Below are 20542 nucleotides of genomic sequence, written 5' to 3' on the forward strand. Positions count from 1 at the left end.
TTAAAAAAAGAGTTTGTATAAAACAATCAATAGCGACAAACCATACACCCCCAAAATCAAAACTTTATGCATTTTTTCATTCAAAAGCCCCATGATCCATTTAATCCCAATGCTCACGCCCATAACAGAGCCTAATCCCACAATCGCCCCCGCTAAAAGCACTTCTTTATTGATGATGTGATGATAGATTAAAGAAAAAGCTCCTGAAATAGAAGAAAACAAGATGAAAAATAACCCTAGTGCCACGCATTTTTTAGAATCATACCCTAAAAAATAATGCATCAAAGGCACCATGAGCATCCCCCCACCAATCCCTAAAGTGATAGCAAAAAACCCGGTGAGCGCGCCAATTAAAAATAATTTTAAACCTTGCAAATGGTAGCGTTTAGTATCCGCTATAAAATCTTTTTTTTTGGGTTTTAAAACAAATTGGATCATAGAATACACGACTAAAAGCGCGAAAATAACCATTAAAATTTTACTGGAAACGATTTTTAAAACAAATCCGCTAAAACTCGCTCCTATCAGCCCCCCTGCCCCTATCAACAAGCCTAAAGAAAAATCAAGCGATTTTTTTTTGAAATTCAAAACGGAGCCAACGAACGATGAAAGCACCATTTGCAAAATGGAAATACCAATGGATTCTTCAAAAGAATGCCCGGTTGCGAGCATGATAGGGACAATGATCATCCCCCCACCAATGCCAAAAATCCCTGATAGAATGCCAGTAAAAAGCCCTATCGCTATGTATAACGCATAAATATCCATACAAACCCTTAAAAAAATAAAAAACCCTCTTAAAAGAAATTAAAAAGCGATTAGCCTCACTCGCATGCGTTGTTTTTGCAACACAAAACATGCGAATCTTCATTGGGTTCGCTGACTGAGAGGTTTCTTAATTCATAAGCCAATTTGATAGACGCCGCAGCATCATCCAAGCCAAACCCCCCTTGAGCTAAAATCTGTTTGTAGCTTTCTATATACAGGTTATCAAAGCTTTGCGTGAGATTGACTTCTTCGCCCTCTAGGATCATTTTATGATAAACTTTTTCTTTAGCCACTCCCATGTGTTCTGGATTGATGGAAAAAAACCATCTTATTTTGGCATGCTCTAAAAAGAGTATCCCGCACACGCAATCAGGCTCTTCTCTATTGATAACCTTGTCTTTAACGCCTCCAAACAAATACAATAAAGCATCAAAGATATTCACTCCCATTTGAGTGGCTAGCCCCCCACTCCTATTCACATCGGCTCGCCATGAAGAAAAATACCATTTCCCTTGAACGCTGATATAAGTGAGCGTGATGTCAAACACTTTTTCAGGGTTTTTTTCTAATTCGCTTTTAATTTTTTCTTTCAAAGCCAGCGTGTCGCAATGCAAGCGCAAGGGCAAAAGACTGAACACCCTTTTTTGGTGTTTCATCTCTAAATCTTTCAATTCTTGTATTTCGCCAGGGTCTAAAACTAAGGGTTTTTCACAAATCACATTTATGCCGTTTCTTAACCCGAAACGGATGTGATCAAAATGCGTGTGCGTGGGCGTGCAAACGCTCAGATAATTGATTTCTTTACCCATAGCCTTAGACTGCTCTAAATGCTTTTCAAAATCTTCAATATTGGTAAAAAACTCTGATTGCGGGAAATACTCATCTAAAACCCCCACGCTATCATGAACATCAAAAGAGCAATCCAAAAAATGCCCCGTATCTCTAATCGCTTGCAAGTGCTTGGGCGCGATAAACCCCCCTGAACCAATCATAGCAAAAAGCATTCATCTTCCTTAAATAATTTTGAATCTCATTTTAGCAAAGATTAGCTTATTTAAGCTTATATTATTGGCAATTAAAACACTCCACCGAGCGATCCAACACGCTTTTTTCATCTATGCTAGGGCTTTCGCTACGCAAATAATAAGTGGATTTGAGTCCTAATTTCCAAGCGAGCGTGTAAATTTCATGCAAGGTTTTACCGCTAGCGTTTTCTATGCGTAAAAACACATTGATGCTTTGGCCTTGATCGATCCATTTTTGGCGCACGGCCGCTGCTTTAATCAAATCTTTAGCGTCAATATCATAGGCTGATGTGTAAAAATTCCAGGTTTCTACATTCAAATTAGGCACTACCACAGGAATTAGCCCGCTCAAATTTTCTTCGAACCATTTTTTCTTATAAATGGGTTCAATCGTTTGGGTTGTGCCTACTAAAATAGAAATGGAGCTTGTGGGAGCGATCGCCATTAAATAGCCATTACGCATGCCGTTGGCTTTGACTTTTTCCCTCAAACCTTGCCAATCGCAAGCGTGGTTGAAAAGCCCTTTTTCCGTGAGTTTTAAGGCTTCATTATTGGCCTTATCAATAGGGAAAACCCCCTTACTCCATTCTGAATTTTCAAAATCCTTATAAACCCCTTTTTCTTTCGCTAAATTCGCACTCGTGTCAATCGCATGGTAGCTGATTTGCTCCATTAAAGCGTCAATTTTTTCTAAATGCTCTTTAGACCCCCAAGCGATTTGGTGTTCTGCGAGCATTTGCGCTTCACCCATAACCCCTAACCCTATGGCTCTATTTTGTAAATTAGTGGCTTTGACTTTGCGGTTAGGGTAGAAATTCAAATCAATCACATTGTCTAAAAGCCTGATAATGATCGGCACGACCCTTTTAATATCTTCTTCAGTGTTGATCTTGCTTAAATTGATGCTCGCCAGATTGCACACCGCCGTTTGCCCGTCTTTAGCGATTTTAGTAGCGATATAGATTTTTTTGCCTTTAAGAATATCCGTGCTAGTGAGCTTGTTAGCGCATTTAGTGATATTACTATCTGTCGTTACCAACTCTTTTTCTTCAAAAAACTCTATCGCACCATCGGTGTATTCTATTTGCATGTAGTAGTGGTTTGGTGCGGTGTTTTGAAAAATCTCCGTGCATAGATTGCTGGATCGAATGATTCCTGCATGAGCGTTTGGGTTGCACCGATTGGCGTTATCTTTAAAGGCTAAGAAGGGCAAACCGGCTTCAAAATAATTCATTAAGATTTTTTTCCATAAATCTTTAGCGTTGATGTATTCTTTAATGATTTTAGGATCTTTTTCATACTCTAAATAGCGTTTTTCAAAATCCTGCCCATAAAGCTCAGTCAAATCCTTACACTCATAAGGGTCAAACAAAGTCCACATCGCGTCTTCTAAAACCCTTTTCATGAACAAATCGCACACCCAAAGAGCCGGGAACAAATCATGCGCTCTTCGCCTTTCATCGCCGCTATTTTTCCTTAAATCAATGAACTCCATCACATCAATGTGCCAGATTTCCAAATACACCGCAATCGCGCCCTTTCGTGTGCCTAATTGATCCACCGCAATCGCCACATCGTTAGCGATTTTTAAAAACGGGATCGTGCCAGCGCTCGCATTCTTATGCCCATCAATATAACTCCCAATAGAGCGCACCAAAGAAAAATCCCAGCCAATCCCCCCGCCGTATTTGGACAACAGCGCCATTTCCTTATAGCTGTCAAAAATCCCTTCAATATTATCCGGCGTGCTGCCAATATAGCATGAGCTTAATTGGTGTTTGGTGGTGCGGGCGTTCGCTAGAGTGGGGGTCGCGCACATTGCTTCAAATTTGCTCAAAACTTCATAAAATTCTAAAGCGATTTTATTGGGTTCTTGTTCGTTTTGCGCCAAAAACATCGCAATGCTCATAAACATGTGCTGGGGCAATTCAATAGGGTTGTTGTTAGCGTCTTTTAACAAATAGCGATCATACAAGGTTTTAATCCCTAAATAATTGAATTGGAAATCCCTTTCAGGCTTGATCTGGCTGTTTAAAAACTCTAAATCAAATTTTTCCTTAAAGCCCTTAAGGATGCGGCCCTTTTCTTCAGCGTTTTCAAAATACTCTTTCAAATGCCTATATCCTGTAAAACCACTCACTTTATGGTATAAATCATACAAAAAAAGCCTTGAGGCGACAAAACTCCAATTAGGCGTGTCAATATCTATTTTATCCACAGCGGTTTTAATCAAAGTTTGTTGGATTTCTTCAGTAGTGATCTTGTCTCTAAATTGCAACCTCGCATCCACTTCTAGCTCACTTTGGCTCACGCCCTCTAAATTGTCCGTAGCGTCCTTAGTGTATTTTTGGATTTTGGTGATATCCAAAGGCTCAATGCGCCCGTTTCGTTTAACCACTGTAATCAAAATTTTTCCTTAAATTTGAATTAAATCGTTTGTTTTTTAAATTTGGAATTGTATCAATAAAAAACTTAAGAAAAAGAAAAGTTCAAGTTGGATCTGTTCTATTAATGAGAATGAGTTTTAAAGTCTTTTAATTTTTTATACCCCCTCCATTTAATGCTATTTGAGTTAAATCACCACCCTAATTTAGCACAAAGCTTAAGAAAACCTTGAAACCCCAAAATGACCAAACACTCTACAAGAAAGTTGCTAGGATTCCCGCAATACGCTGAAATTTCATGCATAGCGACAACAAAGGGCATTATTAAAAGCACCATATAAAAATCCCTTAGTCTCGCTCCTAACACAGCGTCATAAAACGCACCAAAAAACCTAGCCTTAAAAATGGCTTTAAAAAACTTGGGAAAACCTTGCCAAGTTTCAATAATCAAATAACCTGGCGACCTGCCTTTTGGGTTGAACAAGAAATTAGACAACAAAGCCGCTATTAGAGTCATTAGCCACACATAATAGCTATTTTTAGGGTCAAAGATCGGATCGCTAGCTGAACCATTGATCTCATACAAAATCCTAGTGGTTATGGAGAGACATCCCCCATAGACTAGACTCATTGCCCAGTGATATTCGGAGATGCTCAAACGCTCTTTGATATTCATGCTCTCTCCTTTCTCCCCTAAAACTACCTGTCATGCCCAAAATCACGATCATAGGTGGGCTCTCTTGGAGCTTGCGGCTCTCTATCAACGCCACGGATAAAATCTTCTACCCTATCGCCTATTTCAGCCCCAGAATATGCCCCTATTCCACCACCAATGCCTGCACCAAACACAGTACCCCACGGACCTCCAAGAGCCCCAATCATTCCACCCATTGCACCACCCATTCCAGCTCCAACACCTTCTCCTATATCTCTGCCAAGCTGACCCCTTGCCTCTATTTTAGGACTAGCTACAGCTACATTAGCCATTGCACCGCATAAAACCACTACACAACTAAATGCTTTTAATCCACTCATAACAAATCCTTTCATAAAATGGAGATTCAAGGCATGTTTGGCACACCTTGATAAGAATATTTATACCACAACCCTATTAAAAGCGTTGTTACAGATCAGCCAAATATCACAAAAATCTCAATAAATGTTTTGTTTATTCACAAATTACAGGATTAAGGTAAATGATTATAATATTTTAGGATTTTTCATTATTGAAGCAAATTAAGGTTTCTTAAAAAACTTAAAATACCCGTTTTCAATGTTAGTTTGAGGGGTGCGTGAAAGGCTCAACGAACCGCTAGGAATGTCTTTAATGATGGTGGTGCCGCTGCCGATTAAGACATTAGAGCCGATAGTTATGGGGGCGACTAGCTGGCTATCGCTCCCTATAAAGACATTTTCACCGATGATCGTTTGGTGTTTATTTTTGCCATCGTAATTGCAAGTGATCACGCCAGCCCCCACATTTGTGTTTTTCCCTATCTCACAATCCCCCAAATAGCTCAAATGCCCTGCTTTAGCGCCTTGAAGTTTGGCGTTTTTAGTCTCTACAAAATTCCCCACATGGCTATCACAAATCACGCTTTTAGGGCGCGCATGGGCAAACGGCCCCACACTGCTATTAACAATCTGGCTTTCTTCTATCACGCTATAAGCCTTAATGTGCGCGTTTTCTATCAAGCAATTCCCAATCAAACGCACCCCTTGCTCTAAAACGCACTCCCCCTTAAAACTCACGCCTTTTTCTAAATAAATGCTATTAGGTAATTGCATCACTACTCCTAAGTCCATGGCGTTTTTTCGCAGTCTTTCTAGCATGATTTCTTCAGCCTTCGCCCTTTCTGTTTGGCTATTCACCCCTAAAAAACACTCTTCTTCTAAAAAAATAGCGTCAATTTTTTCATTCCCCTTAATACCCAAAGCGATCAAATCCGTGAGGTAGTATTCTTTTTGGGCGTTTTGGTCATGTAGTTTGGGCAAGTATTTTTCTAAAAACTCCCTTTCAAACCCATACACGCCAGCGTTCACGTTTTTAATGGTTTTTTCTTCATCATTAGCGTCCTTTTCTTCTACAATCTTTTTAACCTGATGGTTTTCTAAAACAACGCGCCCATAACCTTTGGGGTCAGCTAAATGCAGTAAACCTATGGCGTTATTCTTGCTTTCTAATAAGGGGGTAAGAGCGTCTTTAGTGATTAAGGGCATGTCCGCATTCAAAATCAAAACCCGCTCATGTTTCGTAGAAATAGGCGTTTTATCTTCTTGCATGATAGCCCCACCTGTCCCTGAATATTTTTCCACGATTTGAGTGTGAAAGATTACGCCCTTAAAACGCTCCAACACCGCTTCTTTAATGCGTTCTCGTTGGTGGTGTAAGATAAGATGCACATCATCGCTGATTGAAAAAGCCACTTCTAAAATGTAAAATAACATAGGCTCCCCACAAATGGTGTGTAAAGTTTTAGGCAGGCTAGAACGCATGCGAGTGCCTTTGCCAGCGGCTAGTATGATTACAGAAAGCATTAAAATCCTTTTTTTAGGGAATTTTAACATGCCTTATCTTATAATTTGACTTTGTTTCATCAAAGATTTAAGGCTAGAATTTTGCGTTTTTTCATTTTTTTAATCCTCATTTGCCCTTTAATATGCCCTTTAATGAGCGCTGATAGCGCGCTGCCTAGCGTCAATCTCTCTTTAAACGCTCCTAATGATCCTAAGCAGCTTGTAACCACCCTTAATGTCATCGCCCTGCTCACGCTATTAGTTTTAGCCCCGTCATTGATTTTAGTGATGACGAGTTTCACCCGTTTGATCGTGGTGTTTTCTTTTTTAAGGACCGCTTTAGGCACGCAACAAACCCCCCCCACTCAAATTTTAGTCTCGCTCTCTTTGATATTGACTTTTTTCATCATGGAACCCAGTTTGAAAAAGGCTTATGATACAGGGATTAAGCCTTATATGGATAAAAAGATTTCTTACACCGAAGCGTTTGAAAAAAGCGCTCTGCCTTTCAAGGAATTCATGCTTAAAAACACACGAGAAAAGGATCTAGCGCTTTTTTTTAGGATTAGGAATTTGCCTAACCCTAAAACCCCTGATGAGGTGAGCTTGAGCGTTTTAATCCCGGCATTTATGATAAGCGAGTTGAAAACAGCGTTTCAAATCGGCTTTTTACTCTACTTGCCTTTTTTGGTGATTGATATGGTCATCAGCTCTATTTTAATGGCGATGGGCATGATGATGCTCCCGCCTGTAATGATTTCTCTGCCTTTTAAAATTTTAGTGTTTATTTTAGTAGATGGGTTTAATTTATTGACCGAAAATTTAGTAGCGAGTTTTAAAATGGTTTAATATTAAAAACATTCAAGCTATAAAAGCTTGAAATTAATTTAAAATTCATAATTCAAATACGCTGTAATGGATCTCCCTGGTGCGGGCTCTCTCCCTGTAGGGCTTGTGCCAATCCCCCTAAAATAATACTTCATGTTAAAAAGGTTATTGATTTGCAAACTCCCGGTGATTTTATGCCTACCGCTTTGCCATAAAACGGAGCTTACTTGAACGTTCAACACAAAATACAAGGGCAATAACCCCACTGAATTACAACCATACTCTAGCCCCCCTGTGTATTCTGGGTTTAAGGGCAGGCACACGGTTTGATCTTTAGCTTGATTGAGCATGGAACTATAAGCGCGGCTATAAAAATAGCTGCTAATTCCAAAAGTCGTGTGCTTGTAAGTATACATCATGTCAAATATGAATTGGTTAGGACTCACATAAGGCAAACGCTTCCCTTTAATGTCAAAGGGTTTATTGACAATGCCTGTAAAATAATAAGCAATATCATCAGCGTTAGAAGTGATGCGCGCATCAATGTAAGTGTAAGCCACATGAAATTGCAAACCCCTAATCGGCGCGTAATACAATTCTAATTCCACCCCTTGACTCCTAGCATTCACAGGCTGTGGACTATAGCCTCCCGCATAGTAACGATTGGCAAAAATCACAAAATAATTGGTATTAAAGCTCAATAGATTTTTATAACTATAGCGTTGCCCCACTTCAATTTCATTAAAAATTTGGTTGTAATTAGTCCTAGTAATGCCTACCATTGTGTGTTGTGGGGGGATAAAACTGCGGCGGTAGTTCGCATACCATATCCAATTTTCCATAGGTTTATAGCCAATGTTAAGGGCAGGACTCCATTCGTTTTGACGCTGTTTTTTACTGGTCCATACGGAAAAATCGTTCTTTTCTGGCTCTTTGTTATCGTAGTTTAAAAAGGTGTATCTAAGCCCTGGAGTTATCACCAATTTAGAATCAAAAAGCTCTATTTTATCGCTCAACCATACCGCTGTATAGTTGTTAAACATTTCTTGATTGTTACTAGGCTTTTTAGAAAGAACATATGGGGGCATATGGCACACCCCATCAATAATATCTGATTTTTCGCATGTGCTTTGATCGGATCTAATGAACATGTCCATCGTCATAAAACGCATGCCCACATTAAAAGTTTGCTTAACTTTATTAGTATTGACAACTAAGTTCAAATTAGGTTCAAATGCGTTCATCACATAACGCCTTAAATGATCAAAAATAAAAAATCCTGGATAATTTTGATCCGTATAAACAGGGCCTAATTTAGGATTGGTATTGACATTTAAATAGTTAGAATCAAATTTAAAATCCCTTGACATGTCATGCCCATAGTAGCTAAAAGTGAAATCCCCACCGACTCTATCCGTGTCCCCAAAAAAGTTTTGATACACAGCTCCCCATCGCTTCGCTCTCCCGCTTTTATCGTTATTAGGGCGGTTATTTTGAAAACGATTTTCATTATAGGCAGCTATACCTAAAGACCCAGGGTCTGTTAAAAAATAGCTGTAATATTGAAAAAAAGCAGTGATTTTATTACTATCATTGATTTGATACAACGAATCTAGCAAGTAGTTTTGAATGTTGGTAGGGCTGTTGTATCTAAACCCTTGCCCTTTGAGCCAATTGACTTGAGCTTGGATTCCAAAATGCTTATTCATCATACCCCCCGTTCTTAAATAGGTGTTAAAAAGCATGTTATTAACTAAGCTTTTATCAATGTTTTTAGAATTTTGATTGAAAAAGCCCCCATTTTCAGACTTGCCCCAAAAAGTGGTCCTCTCGCTCACCTGACTTTCCCAATTGGTAGGAATGCCTTTGGTGATGATGTTGATCACACCGCCAAAAGCGTTAGGGCCATAACGCACGCTCTCCCCACCTTTAGTTACACTGATTCTATCCACAGATTGAAAGGTTACAGGAAAAATAACCGTGCCAATTTCAACATAGGGCGCGACATAAATAGGGATCCCATTGACTAGAATCATTCCCGTATTAGAATGCCCTGGGCCTCCCGCACCAAACCCCCTAATGGAAATGCTAGGCACAGCTCCAATACCTGTAGAGTTTCTAATATGCACGCCCGGCACATTTTGCAAAGCTTCTTCAATGCTTTGATTCGCGCTTTTAGTGAGCTGCTTGTTAGAAATCACCGTGCGAGAACCCATATAGTTTCTAATCTCCTTACTTCTCCAACTTAAAGGCGCTTCTTTATCGTTAGCTATTCCTGAAGCTTCCACCCTTTCCAAATTATGAGTTTTGACAGCATGCGCGCTATGACTCAAAACAGCCAAAGAGACTAAAATTCTTTTCATTTACCACCTTTTATGAAAAATATTCTTTTTTACAACAAGGAGTACTTTATAATAACCATTATTAGTTTTAGCTTAAATTTTTAAAAAATTATTATTTAGATAATATTAATGACTTTTTTTATCAAAAATGCCGATTAATGCGAATGTTGATAGAAAGGATTGGGATATAAAGAAAAATAAAAATTTTTTAATATTTCTAATGGGTGGAATTTTAAACCAATAAAGGGTTTAAAAACCCTTTATGGCTAGCCTTTAAACCAAAATTTGAGTCGCATAAAAAGCTATCAAGGAAAACGCATACGCTACAACGGTTGTGAAGATGAATAAATACGCTACAAACTTTATCCCCCCAGCTTCCCTACCAAAAGTAATGGTCGCTGCAAAACAAGGGATATAAAACATCACAAACACGATAAAAGCGATCCCGCTAGGCACGCTGACTTCTTTTCTTAAAATCCCTCTAAAAGCGTCAGATTTTTCATTTTGATCCCCTAAAGAAAACAACACGCCTAAAGTAGAAACCACCACCTCTTTAGCCATAAATCCGGTTACAAGTGAGACACTCAAACGCCAATCAAAATCCATAGGGCTAAAGACTTTTTCTAAATACGCCCCACCTCTCCCTACAACGCTATTTTTTAAATTCTTTTTATCCAATTCGGTTTTTAATTCTTTTAATTTTTCTTCTTTGGCTTCGCTTGAAAGAGTGGTGTCTTTATCCACTAACAAGCTTTCTTGTTTGTAAGTCTTCATAGCCGCATCATTTTTAGGGTATTGGGACATAAACCAGATTAAAATCGCTCCCACTAAAATATAAGTCCCGGCTTTTTTGAGGTAAGAAAGCGATTTGGTATAGATACTGAAATAGACCATTCTCCAACTGGGAAAGCGGTATTTGGGCATTTCCATGATAAAGGATTCAGTCTGTCCTTTAAACACGCTTAATTTGAGTAATTTTGCCATCACTAACGCCACAACCGCCCCCAAAATATAAATGCAAAACAGCACAAACCCAGCGCTTGAAGAGGGGAAAAACGAGCCTACAAACAGCACATAAATAGGGAGTCTTGCCGAGCAACTCATAAAGCCGATCACAAAAAGCGTGATCAATCGTTCGTTATAGTTTTGTAAGGTTCTTGTCGCCATGTAAGCGGGAACTGAGCAGCCAAAACCGGTGATTAAAGGGATAAAGCTCTTCCCATGCAAGCCAAATTTATGCAAGATCCCATCTAGTAAAAACGCTACCCTACTCATATAGCCTGTCGTCTCTAGTAAAGAAATCCCAAAATACAACACCACGATTAAGGGCAAGAATGAAACCGTCGCTCCCACTCCCCCAATAATGCCATCGCCCACCAAAGACGCTAAATCTTCATTAGCCACATTTTCCTTAATGCTATCGCTCAAAAATTTAAACCCCTCTTCAAGCGCTTTTTGCACTCCCCCCCCTATTAAAAAGCTCAAGGAAAAAATGATAAACATAAACCCTAAAAAAATGAAAATCCCATAACGCTGGTGCATTAAAATCTTATCAATCTTATAAGTGTGTTCAAAACTCGCATTTTGTTTGTTTTCACTGATCACTGATTTAGCGATTCTTTGAGCGCTCTGGCTGTATTTTAAAGACTCTTTAAAGCTTTGAGATGGGACTTTGATATTTTCATTGTTTGCAGTGTTTTGAGAATAAAGCCTGACAATTTCGTCTAATAAAAGCTCTGTGTTCAAGCGATCTTCTTTGGATCTCGCGCTTGTTGGCACGCACACAACCCCTAATTCTTGAGAAAGCTTTTCTGTATTGATTTTAATGCCCTCTTTTTGCGCCTCATCCCACATGTTGAGCGCAAGAAGCATTTTTTTATTCGTACCTAATAACTGCGTGCTTAAGGCTAAATTACGCTCTAAATTGGTGGAATCCACCACATTGAGAATGAGATCGTATTGCCCCTTTTCTAAAAAATCTTTAGTAACCTTTTCTTCAGTGGTGAAGTCATTGAGCGCGTAAGTGCCTGGTAAATCAATGATAGTGATTTGATGCTCTTTATGGACTAAGCTCACTTCCATTTTATCCACGGTAACCCCGGCAAAATTCCCCACTTTCAAATGGGCGTTACTCAAAGCGTTGATGAGGGACGATTTCCCCACATTAGGCTGGCCCACAAGGGCGACAATGATTTCTTTCATTGGGTTTGAATGCTCCGCATTAAAGTTTTTTTAATTTTTGGTTATATAGTTTTTAAAAGTTAGCACTATAGCGCTATAAGACTAATTGTTATATAATAAAAGCGAGACAAGAATGTCAAAATGCGAAAGGAGCGTGTGATGTTGTGCGTGTTTGATATAGAAACCATTCCTAATATAAGCTTGTGTAAAGAGCATTTTCAATTAGAAGAAAATGATGCGCTAAAAATCTGTGAATGGAGTTTTGAAAAGCAAAAAGAAAAAAGCGGGAGCGAGTTTTTGCCCCTTTATTTGCATGAAATTGTCTCTATTGCAGCGGTCATTGGCGATGATTACGGGCAGTTTGTCAAAGTGGGGAATTTTGGTCAAAAACACGAGAATAAAGAGGGTTTTACAAGCGAAAAAGAGCTTTTAGAAGACTTTTTCAAATACTTTAACGAAAAGCAACCACGCCTAATAAGCTTCAATGGCAGAGGTTTTGATATGCCCCTACTCACGCTCAAAGCCCTTAAATACAATTTAACCTTAGACGCTTTTTACAGCCAAGAAAACAAATGGGAGAATTACCGCGCGCGCTATAGCGAGCAGTTTCATTTGGATTTAATGGATAGCTTGAGCCATTATGGATCCGTTAGGGGGTTGAATTTGAATGGCATTTGCTCTATGACGAATATTCCTGGTAAATTTGATGTGAGCGGGGATTTAGTGCATGCGATTTATTACAACCCCAATTTAAGCCAAAAGGAGAAAAAAGAGATTATTGATAGCTATTGCCAAAGCGATGTGCTTAACACTTACTGGCTTTTTTTAAAATACGAAGTGTTAAAAGGGGCTTTAAATAAGGAGCAATACCTTGGGCTATTGAATGATTTTTTAGCCAAATTCCCTAAAGAAAAATCCTATTCAAGCGTTTTTATTGACGCTTTAGAGAAAGAAATTAGGGAGTTTGCTTAAAATTCTATAAATTTAATAAAATAAAAAATGTGTTTTTAAGATTAGCTATATACTTTTTTGAGATGTTTCAATCCCTTTTTATATAATTTTTATTAGTCTCTTGCTAATGGCTTGAATAACAGGTACACACACGCTATTGCCTAATAAATCCATGCTTTCTTTGTAAGATGTATTCAGGTTATAATTTTTAGGAAAACCAAACAATCTTAATCCTTCTTGAATGCTCAAACGCCGTAATCCTACCTTTTTGTTTTTAAAATCTATTACTCCCATTTTATGCATATCACTCGCTACTAAGGTTGGAGTAGGCTCATTAGGGTGCAAGATTTTAGAAAATTCAAAAGAGAGTTTTCCACCACTAAGAGCAAAACCCAATTCGTTATTTTTAGGATTTTTAATTTGTTTTAAATAGCCTTTAGCAACCAAATCATCTAACAAATTGATTAAATCTGTATGATTAAAAAAATCTTGAATACTTTTTAAACTAAGAGGTACACCATCTTTTTTGGGTGTTCCCCAAAGTATAGCATATTTAGATTTGCGTCTTTCTTTTAAAAAGAGATTAAGAAAGTCTTTTTGAGTTTGATTAACTGCTCCTCTTAGCTCTAAATCCCACGAGTGAATATTATTACTAGCCCCTCTTTTATCTTTAATAGCCTTACCATAAAGTTCATTTGGAGTAAATTGAGACAAAATTTTTTTTGTGAAAGGGGTATTTAAAAGTTCCAAGTGGTGTTCTTGAACATCTTTAAAAACGCATTTTGTAGTAGGAAAATTATTCAAATCAATAGGACAAGATAAACTACCCACAATATAAAGGCGTTCTCTATTTTGTGCAACCCCAAAATCTTTGGCGTTCAAAAGTTTATAATTGACAAAATAACCACATTCTTTTAAGTGGCCTAACATAATGGAAAAAGTTTTTCCTTTGTCATGCGTAAGAAGTCCAGGAACATTCTCTAGCAAAAATCCTTTAGGTTTTTTAGCCAATAAAAACCGCATGATTTCAAAAAATAAAGTTCCTCTAGTATCATCTAACCCTCGTCGTTTCCCAGCACTAGAAAAAGGTTGGCAAGGAAAACCTGCTAATAAAATATCAAAATTAGGAATAGCATTTGTATCAATTTGTGTAACATCACCTTGTGGCGTTTCTTTAAAATGATTTATATAAGCTTGTAAAGCACTTTTTTTAATTTCAGAGCTTAAAACGCATTGCGATTTTAATCCTATACTAAATAAAGCTTGTTCAAATCCCAAACGTAATCCCCCAAGACCTGCAAATAAATCTACAAAACGCACAATTTGATTTTTATGATCTGTGAAATAGGGCTTAAAATTATTGGGCTTCAATAATGGTGTAAAAAGGTCTTGTTCTACTATCATGGAGTTATTATAATTGTTTTTGGCTATAATTTGGCTTATTGGCAGTCATAAAAGGATAAGCTATAAGTACGATACAACTTTATAAAGATTTAAAACAAATTGAATGGGATAAAACACAAGGAAAAATTACTTTTTGTTTAGCTAATATCTCTACTACTTTAAAAGCTAAAGATACAGTGGGGTTTGTTTTGCAAGAATGGCTTAAAGATTTTATGTTGCAGGTTGGCTATCAATTTGAAGAACCAAAAAATTCACAAAGTTTTCCTGATTTTTTATTATTTAATCAAGAACTACAAATTTGGGAGTTTTTAGAAATCAAGGCTTTTCAATACGAAAAAAACCCCGCATTTGATATTGCAAATTTTGAGTCTTATTGTGATAGATTACTAGAAAATCCACAAATTTTAAACACTTTTTACTTGATTTTTGCCTATAAGATGCAAGAAAATGGGGATATTCTAATTAAAGAAATTTATTTGCATAAAATTTATGAAATTGCAGGGCGTTCATCTTATTATCCTTTAAAAGTGCAAGTAAAAAGAAAGATGATTTATAACATACGCCCTAATAGTGCTTTTAAAACTAATAAAGCTTTTGCTTTTCAAAATACACATGAATTTATACAAGCTATTTATGACACTTTAAAACTTTATAAAGGGGAAGAGAAAGCTTTAGAATGGTATAAAATTTTACTAGAAAATATAGCACTATCCTTTGATTAAAAAGGTCAAGATAACTCAAGCGGATTTTTTCATATCGGTTTTAGGAAAACTATTTATTGGATTTTTTAAACCCCAAAAATATTTTTGGCTTAATTCAACCCAATATCCATCAATGAGCCTTAAGTTACTAGACACGCATCGCTAAAAACAAACTCCTACTCCAAATTTTTGGCATAAGAAGAGGCATAAAGCCTCTTCATAAAAAGGATTGAGCGATTTTAATGTCTTTCTGGGGGCTGTATGCCTAGCCAATCTTTATAGAATGTCTCTATATCAGGCTCAAAATCATGGATCACAGGATACCAAGGAGTCGGAGCTTCAACATCCAAAAGGATGCCGCAATCCGGGCAAATATACTCCCGATACACTTGCCAGTGAGTATCACTGGCTAAGAGTTTAGGATACACCTCTTCCATTTTTTCTGCTGTATCGCGCACATAGATGTTTGCATGCAATTTCCAGTTTTCTTCCGGGGCACAGAATGCATGACCGCATGAACACTTAATGACCCATTTCTTTTGAGAATCTTGCACCACAAACAAATGCGGCCCCAAGGGTAAGACGATTTTGTCATCAAAATCTACCTTATCTTGCAACACCTTCAAATACATTTGGAACCTTTCATGATCTTTAGGCATGCTAAGCATTTTTAAGACAGTGTTCCAATCCAAGTTCCCCTCTACTAAATTTTTAATTTGTTCTTGTGTGTATTTTGACATGACCATTCTCCTTTCTTTATTTCTCATCAACCAACAGAACTGTGCGCACATCAGGCAATTTGCTCAAATCCATCCTGTATTTAGATCCATAGGTGAATACGCCAAGCTCATCTTCTTTCACGCTCCAGCTCTTTGGCAAGTTCCAGAATGTTTTAAAATCATTCAAAAACTTAGGCGAGAGATCAAAGCTAGTCGCATACATGTGCTTAACCTGTTTGGAAGCCTCTTTTTCAAGGATAGCGTTTCTTTCTTGCTCCATCCATTGTTTTACCGGTATGGATCTAGCCTTTCTGTTTTCAAGAATTTCTTTTCTTCTGGCTTTCGTTTTGGCTTCATCTCCTACCCAAATGCCGTCTTTATTCTGGCTCACAATCGCGCCATAAACCTTGTAAGCGTATTCTGGCAATAGCTGTTTGCTGTTTAGGTCTTCTAAAATCGCGTTCAAATCCCTTTCAATAGGATCGCCAAATCCAGGACCGCCTTTGATGTAATTCAAATACAAGTCGTAATTATCAAAGCAGTTCTCAGTGGTGATGCATTGCTTATCCCTTTTGACTTGAGACGCATGAGAAATGTGCTTTTCATAATCTCTATCCGTTGGGTTAAAATCGCCTCCCAAAGGCAAGCTGGCGTTATTTTTAATCCTGTTTTTTAAATCGGTGTTGTGCGCTTCAAACCTATAACCACTAGCCGCTGGATAGCCCCCCATCATACCCCAATCGCTATTCATATAGCCATTACCCATAAAGAACATGGTCCAATCATGCGCACCCCACACCATTCTTAAGGTTTCAAACCCGTTACCGCCTCGATATTTCCCATACCCACCGGTATTGGCTTTGACATTCCTGCCTAGATAAAGAAGAGGTTCTGCCATTTCCCAAATTTCAACATCGCCCATATCGCCCTCTGGATTCCAAATAGCTGCTGCGTGATTCAGGCCGTCTTTTATCGCGCAAGCTCCAGTCCCACAAGAACTTGTCTCAAAGCTATTCACCGCATGGATTTCTCCATCTTGGTTGATACCACCGCCTTGCAGCCAATTGGAAGTGTTAGCGTTCCCGGAATTGACCTCTTCTAAATACCCTCGGCTGTAATACGCTTGAGACAAGCCTCTCCACAAAGCGCTCCAGCCTGATACCAAGAAATGCCACGCATAAGCATGCCCAGTGCGTCTGTCATCTGGATTCATCCAAGTCCCTTTTTTGAGTCTGAATTGAGTCGCAAAATAAGCGCCATCGTTGATGCGAGAAGTGGGGATCAATGTTTGAGTCATCATCACCCAAATGCCGCTAGTAAAGGACACTTGGTTGCAATTGAAAGAGTGCCATCCCCACCTGGACGCGCCATCAAAATCCAATTTCCATGTAGCGTCTTTATTGATAGTGATTTCCACTGGAGAGTGCATGATCGTATCTAGCTTAGCAAATTCAGAGCACACACCAATATCCTTATGCGCATAAGGCACATCCACAAACGCTACCTTTCTATACTTGCCAGGTATGGTCATGGATTTGATCCTAGAGATAAGGCCTCTTCTCCCTTCTTCAATCACTTCATCAATAAATCGCATGTAAGAATCAATGCCGTCTTCTTTAATGACTTCCATCACTAAATCCCTAATCATGTGGCACCCAGCAATCCTAGTCCTTTCATCCAAAATCCAATATTTAGGCGTTCTTACTGATCTTTGAGATTCATGCAACCAATCCTTAAAGCTCTCATCATTCGCCCCTGTTTTACGGCAAGTGATCATGTATCCATCCCCAAACCTTTGAACCTGTCCGGTACTCATCGATCCTGGAGTAACTGATCCCGTATCAATCACATGCGTAACGCCGCCTACCCACCCGATCAATTTTTCATCGTGAAAGATAGGCACAAGAGTCATGATATCGCATGGGTGCACATTCCCAATCGCGCAGTCGTTATTGGTGAAAATATCCTTATCGTTGATACCAGGGTTATCTTCCCAATTATTCTCTACCATGTATTTAATAGCCGATCCCATAGTGCCTACATGGATAATGATACCCGTAGAAGTCAGCACGCTATCGCCCACAGCGTTATAAAGCGTGAAGCACAATTCACCCTCTTGCTCAACAATAGGGCTTGCAGCAATCCTTTTAGCCGTTTCTCTGGCATGCACGATACCGCCTCTTAATTTAGAAAACATTTTCTCATAACCGATCGGATCTCTTTCTTTAAACTCTAGTTTTTTAAGGCCATTATAATGCCCTGTCTTTTCTGTCCTGGCTAGGATTTCATCTCTAGCTTGTTTTAAAGTTTTGCCGTTTTTCAATAAATTTGCCATTTTGAACTCCTTTATTTAATTTCTTTCAAGTGGAACAATCGGTGTTTGTCTAGTCTTGTCGCAAAGCCTTTGGGTATCACAAAAGTGGTTGAATCCGCTTCCACGATCGCAGGCCCTATGACTTCATTTCCAGGCAGTAACTTTTCCATGTGCCACACATCTGCATCCACCCATTGCTTATGCCGATAGAATTTTCTAACGCCTACTTTGGCCTCTTTTGGAGGCGTAGCACCATGCTCTTTTTCAACCGGAATCACAGGTTTTTGCGTAGCCACAACACCACGCATGATCACGCCAGTCACGCTAAAACCAAGCTCTGGAGAACACGCTGATTCAGAATAAACGCGAGCGTAGGTTTTTTCATATTCTTTGACAATCTCTTCCCAATCAGCCACGCTTGTAGCTTTTGACACAGGAGAAGTGATCTCTAAGTCATTCAATTGCCCCATATACTGCATCCTGTATCCAGGTCTTAGAATCACATCTTTTTCAGAGAATCCATTGATCTTGAACTCTTCAATCACTTTAAGGGTCAATTCATCCCATGCGTCTTGAATGATTTTGCATGCTTCTATTTTGGACTTGTCTGAAGAATACTGCGGAATGGCTATATCCACGCTCTTGTCGTATCTGTATTCAAAATCAGCGCAAGCGCAACCAAAAGCACTAAATCCAGCCGCCCATGCAGGCACTACCACATCCTTAAACCCTAAGCCTTCTGTATAGCCATAAGTGTGCACAGGTCCCGCGCCACCATACGAAAAGCACGCAAAGTCAGATGGGCTATACCCTTTAGCGCTAATATTGGATCGCAAGTATTCTTTAAGCTCCAAATCAAGCAATTCAATCACACCCGCAGCCGCATCTTCTACGCTAATGCCTAGCGGATCAGCGATTTGCTCTTTAATGTGTTTTTTAGCTCTGTTGGCATCTAATTTGATCAAACCGCCTAAGAAATTATCCGGGTTCAAATAGCCTAAAACAATGTGGCAATCGGTTACTGAAACCGTGTCTAATCCGCTGTCTTTCCAACAAGTGCCAACTCTATACCCCGCGCTGTCAGGCCCTAGTTTGACCGATCGGCTGTGCGGATCAATGCGCACAAAACTCCCCGCACCTGCACCAACAGAATCCATAGCCACAAGCGGTAGAGATAAAACAAGACGCGCCATATCAGGGTCAGAAGCGATGTTGAAATTGCTCTTAACGATAAGCGCCATATCAAAGCTCGTGCCGCCAATATCGCTGCATGCAATATTGTCATAACCAAGCGTTTCGCCTAGCAATTTAGATCCGATCACGCCTCCAATAGGGCCGCTCACGATCGTTCTGGCAAGCTCTTTAGCTTTCCAACTAATGGTGCCTCCATGCGTTGCCATCACACGAAGATCAAATTTAGCGCCATGCTCTTTGAAGCGGTTGCTGACTTTAGAGAGAGTTTGCCTGCTTGGCTCAGCCGCATAAGCTTCTAAGATAGTGGTGTTCATTCTGTGGCTTTCTTTTCTTTGAGGGTAGTAATCCACCGAAGCGAATACCGGAATATTTTTACCCAATTTTTCAATCTCTTTTAACGCTATATCTCTAACGATCCGCTCGCTTTCAGCGTTTTTATGAGATTGTAACAAGCAAATCACAATAGCCTTTGCGCCTGCTTCTAAAAGCTCCTTAACAGCAATTTTAACCTCTTCTTCGCGCACTGGGATAACCACTTGCCCCTTGACATCGGTTCTTTCTGTAACGCCTCTAATCCTTTTTAAAGGAATCAGCGGATCATCATACTTGTGTGTGTTGATATGCAATCTTTCTTCTAGCGCATACCCCAAGTAGGATTGCAACGCCCTACCCATAGAATGCATCTGCTCAAAACCCTTATTGCAAATCAGGCCCACTTCCATCCCACGCCTTTGGACGACCCGATTGAGCATCGCCGTGCCAGAATACACGCAAGTGACCAACTCTGGATAAACCTTACTGACATCTGATTTCCAATGCGATAAAGCGTCTTGTGAGCTATTATAAATAGCTAAACTCTCATCTTCTGGGTTGCTTTGGGCTTTACCGACTACGAAACTGCCATTTTCTTTCACAAAAAATGTGTCCGTCATGGTGCCACCGGCATCAATACCCATCACCTGAACTCTTGCGTCTTTCATTGTTAGACTCCTTGTATTAAAGTGTTGCTCGAGGTAACCTATCAAGGTAACCTATTCAAATAGTAGGACTGATTTTTAAATGGAAATCGTTTATTTCAAAGTTGTTTGTAATAAGGGAAAATTTGGTGTAATAAAGTGAAAAGTAGTAACAAATTCATTTAAAACGCTACTGATATTCATCTTAAATTACCCAAAAATATCATATAAATATCATATAGGCAGAAAAATATTAAA

At 39.1% G+C, this 20542-nt stretch carries 15 protein-coding genes and 1 pseudogene; 4 read left to right on the plus strand and 12 right to left on the minus strand.

Features of this window, described 5'->3' with window-relative positions; translation table 11 throughout:
• The 6 genes from EXS92_RS03925 to glmU all read right to left on the minus strand — a co-directional run bounded on the left by EXS92_RS03925 (position 1) and on the right by glmU (position 6715).
• On the minus strand, positions 1-768 hold the full coding sequence (locus EXS92_RS03925; protein ID WP_165515637.1) for a sulfite exporter TauE/SafE family protein: 768 nt from the start codon (positions 766-768) through the stop codon (positions 1-3).
• A gap of 56 nt (positions 769-824) precedes the next feature.
• The gene (locus tag EXS92_RS03930; RefSeq protein WP_165515638.1) at positions 825-1772 is read right to left on the minus strand and encodes a Gfo/Idh/MocA family protein; all 948 of its coding nucleotides are present in this window, start codon (positions 1770-1772) and stop codon (positions 825-827) included.
• Between the two features lie 61 nt (positions 1773-1833).
• The gene (locus EXS92_RS03935; protein ID WP_165515639.1) at positions 1834-4200 is read right to left on the minus strand and encodes a ribonucleoside-diphosphate reductase subunit alpha; all 2367 of its coding nucleotides are present in this window, start codon (positions 4198-4200) and stop codon (positions 1834-1836) included.
• A gap of 170 nt (positions 4201-4370) precedes the next feature.
• Positions 4371-4853 carry a hypothetical protein gene (locus EXS92_RS03940; RefSeq protein ID WP_165515640.1) on the minus strand — a complete coding sequence of 161 codons (483 nt, stop codon included), beginning with the start codon at positions 4851-4853 and terminating at the stop codon, positions 4371-4373.
• Positions 4854-4876: 23 nt separating this feature from the next.
• Positions 4877-5227, minus strand: a complete 351-nt coding sequence (locus EXS92_RS03945) for a pantothenate kinase (protein ID WP_165515660.1) — start codon at positions 5225-5227, stop codon at positions 4877-4879.
• Between the two features lie 186 nt (positions 5228-5413).
• Complete coding sequence (gene glmU / locus EXS92_RS03950) at positions 5414-6715, minus strand: bifunctional UDP-N-acetylglucosamine diphosphorylase/glucosamine-1-phosphate N-acetyltransferase GlmU (protein ID WP_165515641.1); 1302 nt, start codon at positions 6713-6715, stop codon at positions 5414-5416.
• On the opposite strand from glmU, the pseudogene EXS92_RS08125 reads away from it, so the two are divergent.
• Both EXS92_RS08125 and fliP read left to right on the plus strand, forming a co-directional pair.
• Positions 6672-6761: pseudogene (locus EXS92_RS08125) on the plus strand (flagellar biosynthesis protein flip); the annotation flags it as partial. The gene glmU and the pseudogene EXS92_RS08125 sit on opposite strands and share 44 nt — an antisense overlap.
• A gap of 35 nt (positions 6762-6796) precedes the next feature.
• Positions 6797-7543 carry a flagellar type III secretion system pore protein FliP gene (gene fliP, locus EXS92_RS03955; RefSeq protein ID WP_001210287.1) on the plus strand — a complete coding sequence of 249 codons (747 nt, stop codon included), beginning with the start codon at positions 6797-6799 and terminating at the stop codon, positions 7541-7543.
• Positions 7544-7581: 38 nt separating this feature from the next.
• On the opposite strand, the gene EXS92_RS03960 is transcribed toward fliP, so the two are convergent.
• Both EXS92_RS03960 and feoB read right to left on the minus strand, forming a co-directional pair.
• The gene (locus EXS92_RS03960; RefSeq protein ID WP_165515642.1) at positions 7582-9885 is read right to left on the minus strand and encodes a TonB-dependent receptor family protein; all 2304 of its coding nucleotides are present in this window, start codon (positions 9883-9885) and stop codon (positions 7582-7584) included.
• 252 nt (positions 9886-10137) lie between these two features.
• Positions 10138-12066 carry a ferrous iron transport protein B gene (gene feoB / locus EXS92_RS03965; protein WP_165515643.1) on the minus strand — a complete coding sequence of 643 codons (1929 nt, stop codon included), beginning with the start codon at positions 12064-12066 and terminating at the stop codon, positions 10138-10140.
• A 138-nt stretch (positions 12067-12204) separates the two neighbouring features.
• Here feoB and EXS92_RS03970 point away from each other — a divergent pair, with 138 nt between their 5' ends.
• The gene (locus EXS92_RS03970) at positions 12205-13017 is read left to right on the plus strand and encodes a 3'-5' exonuclease (protein ID WP_165515644.1); all 813 of its coding nucleotides are present in this window, start codon (positions 12205-12207) and stop codon (positions 13015-13017) included.
• 78 nt (positions 13018-13095) lie between these two features.
• On the opposite strand, the gene dcm is transcribed toward EXS92_RS03970, so the two are convergent.
• Positions 13096-14400 carry a DNA (cytosine-5-)-methyltransferase gene (dcm, locus tag EXS92_RS03975; RefSeq protein WP_165515645.1) on the minus strand — a complete coding sequence of 435 codons (1305 nt, stop codon included), beginning with the start codon at positions 14398-14400 and terminating at the stop codon, positions 13096-13098.
• Positions 14401-14462: 62 nt separating this feature from the next.
• Between dcm and EXS92_RS03980 the strand changes: the two genes are divergently transcribed.
• The gene (locus EXS92_RS03980) at positions 14463-15122 is read left to right on the plus strand and encodes an NgoBV family restriction endonuclease (RefSeq protein ID WP_164500171.1); all 660 of its coding nucleotides are present in this window, start codon (positions 14463-14465) and stop codon (positions 15120-15122) included.
• A 218-nt stretch (positions 15123-15340) separates the two neighbouring features.
• Here the strand turns inward: EXS92_RS03980 and EXS92_RS03985 are convergent, their stop codons facing one another.
• From EXS92_RS03985 to EXS92_RS03995, 3 genes are read right to left on the minus strand one after another with little or no spacing between them, the layout of a single operon-like run.
• Positions 15341-15841, minus strand: a complete 501-nt coding sequence (locus tag EXS92_RS03985; RefSeq protein WP_033599889.1) for an acetone carboxylase subunit gamma — start codon at positions 15839-15841, stop codon at positions 15341-15343.
• 16 nt (positions 15842-15857) lie between these two features.
• The gene (locus tag EXS92_RS03990; protein ID WP_025275922.1) at positions 15858-18155 is read right to left on the minus strand and encodes a hydantoinase B/oxoprolinase family protein; all 2298 of its coding nucleotides are present in this window, start codon (positions 18153-18155) and stop codon (positions 15858-15860) included.
• An 11-nt stretch (positions 18156-18166) separates the two neighbouring features.
• The gene (locus EXS92_RS03995) at positions 18167-20308 is read right to left on the minus strand and encodes a hydantoinase/oxoprolinase family protein (protein ID WP_165515646.1); all 2142 of its coding nucleotides are present in this window, start codon (positions 20306-20308) and stop codon (positions 18167-18169) included.
• Between the last annotated feature and the right edge of the window lie 234 nt (positions 20309-20542).

This window comes from Helicobacter pylori (assembly GCF_011175115.1).
GTDB lineage: Bacteria > Campylobacterota > Campylobacteria > Campylobacterales > Helicobacteraceae > Helicobacter > Helicobacter pylori_DF.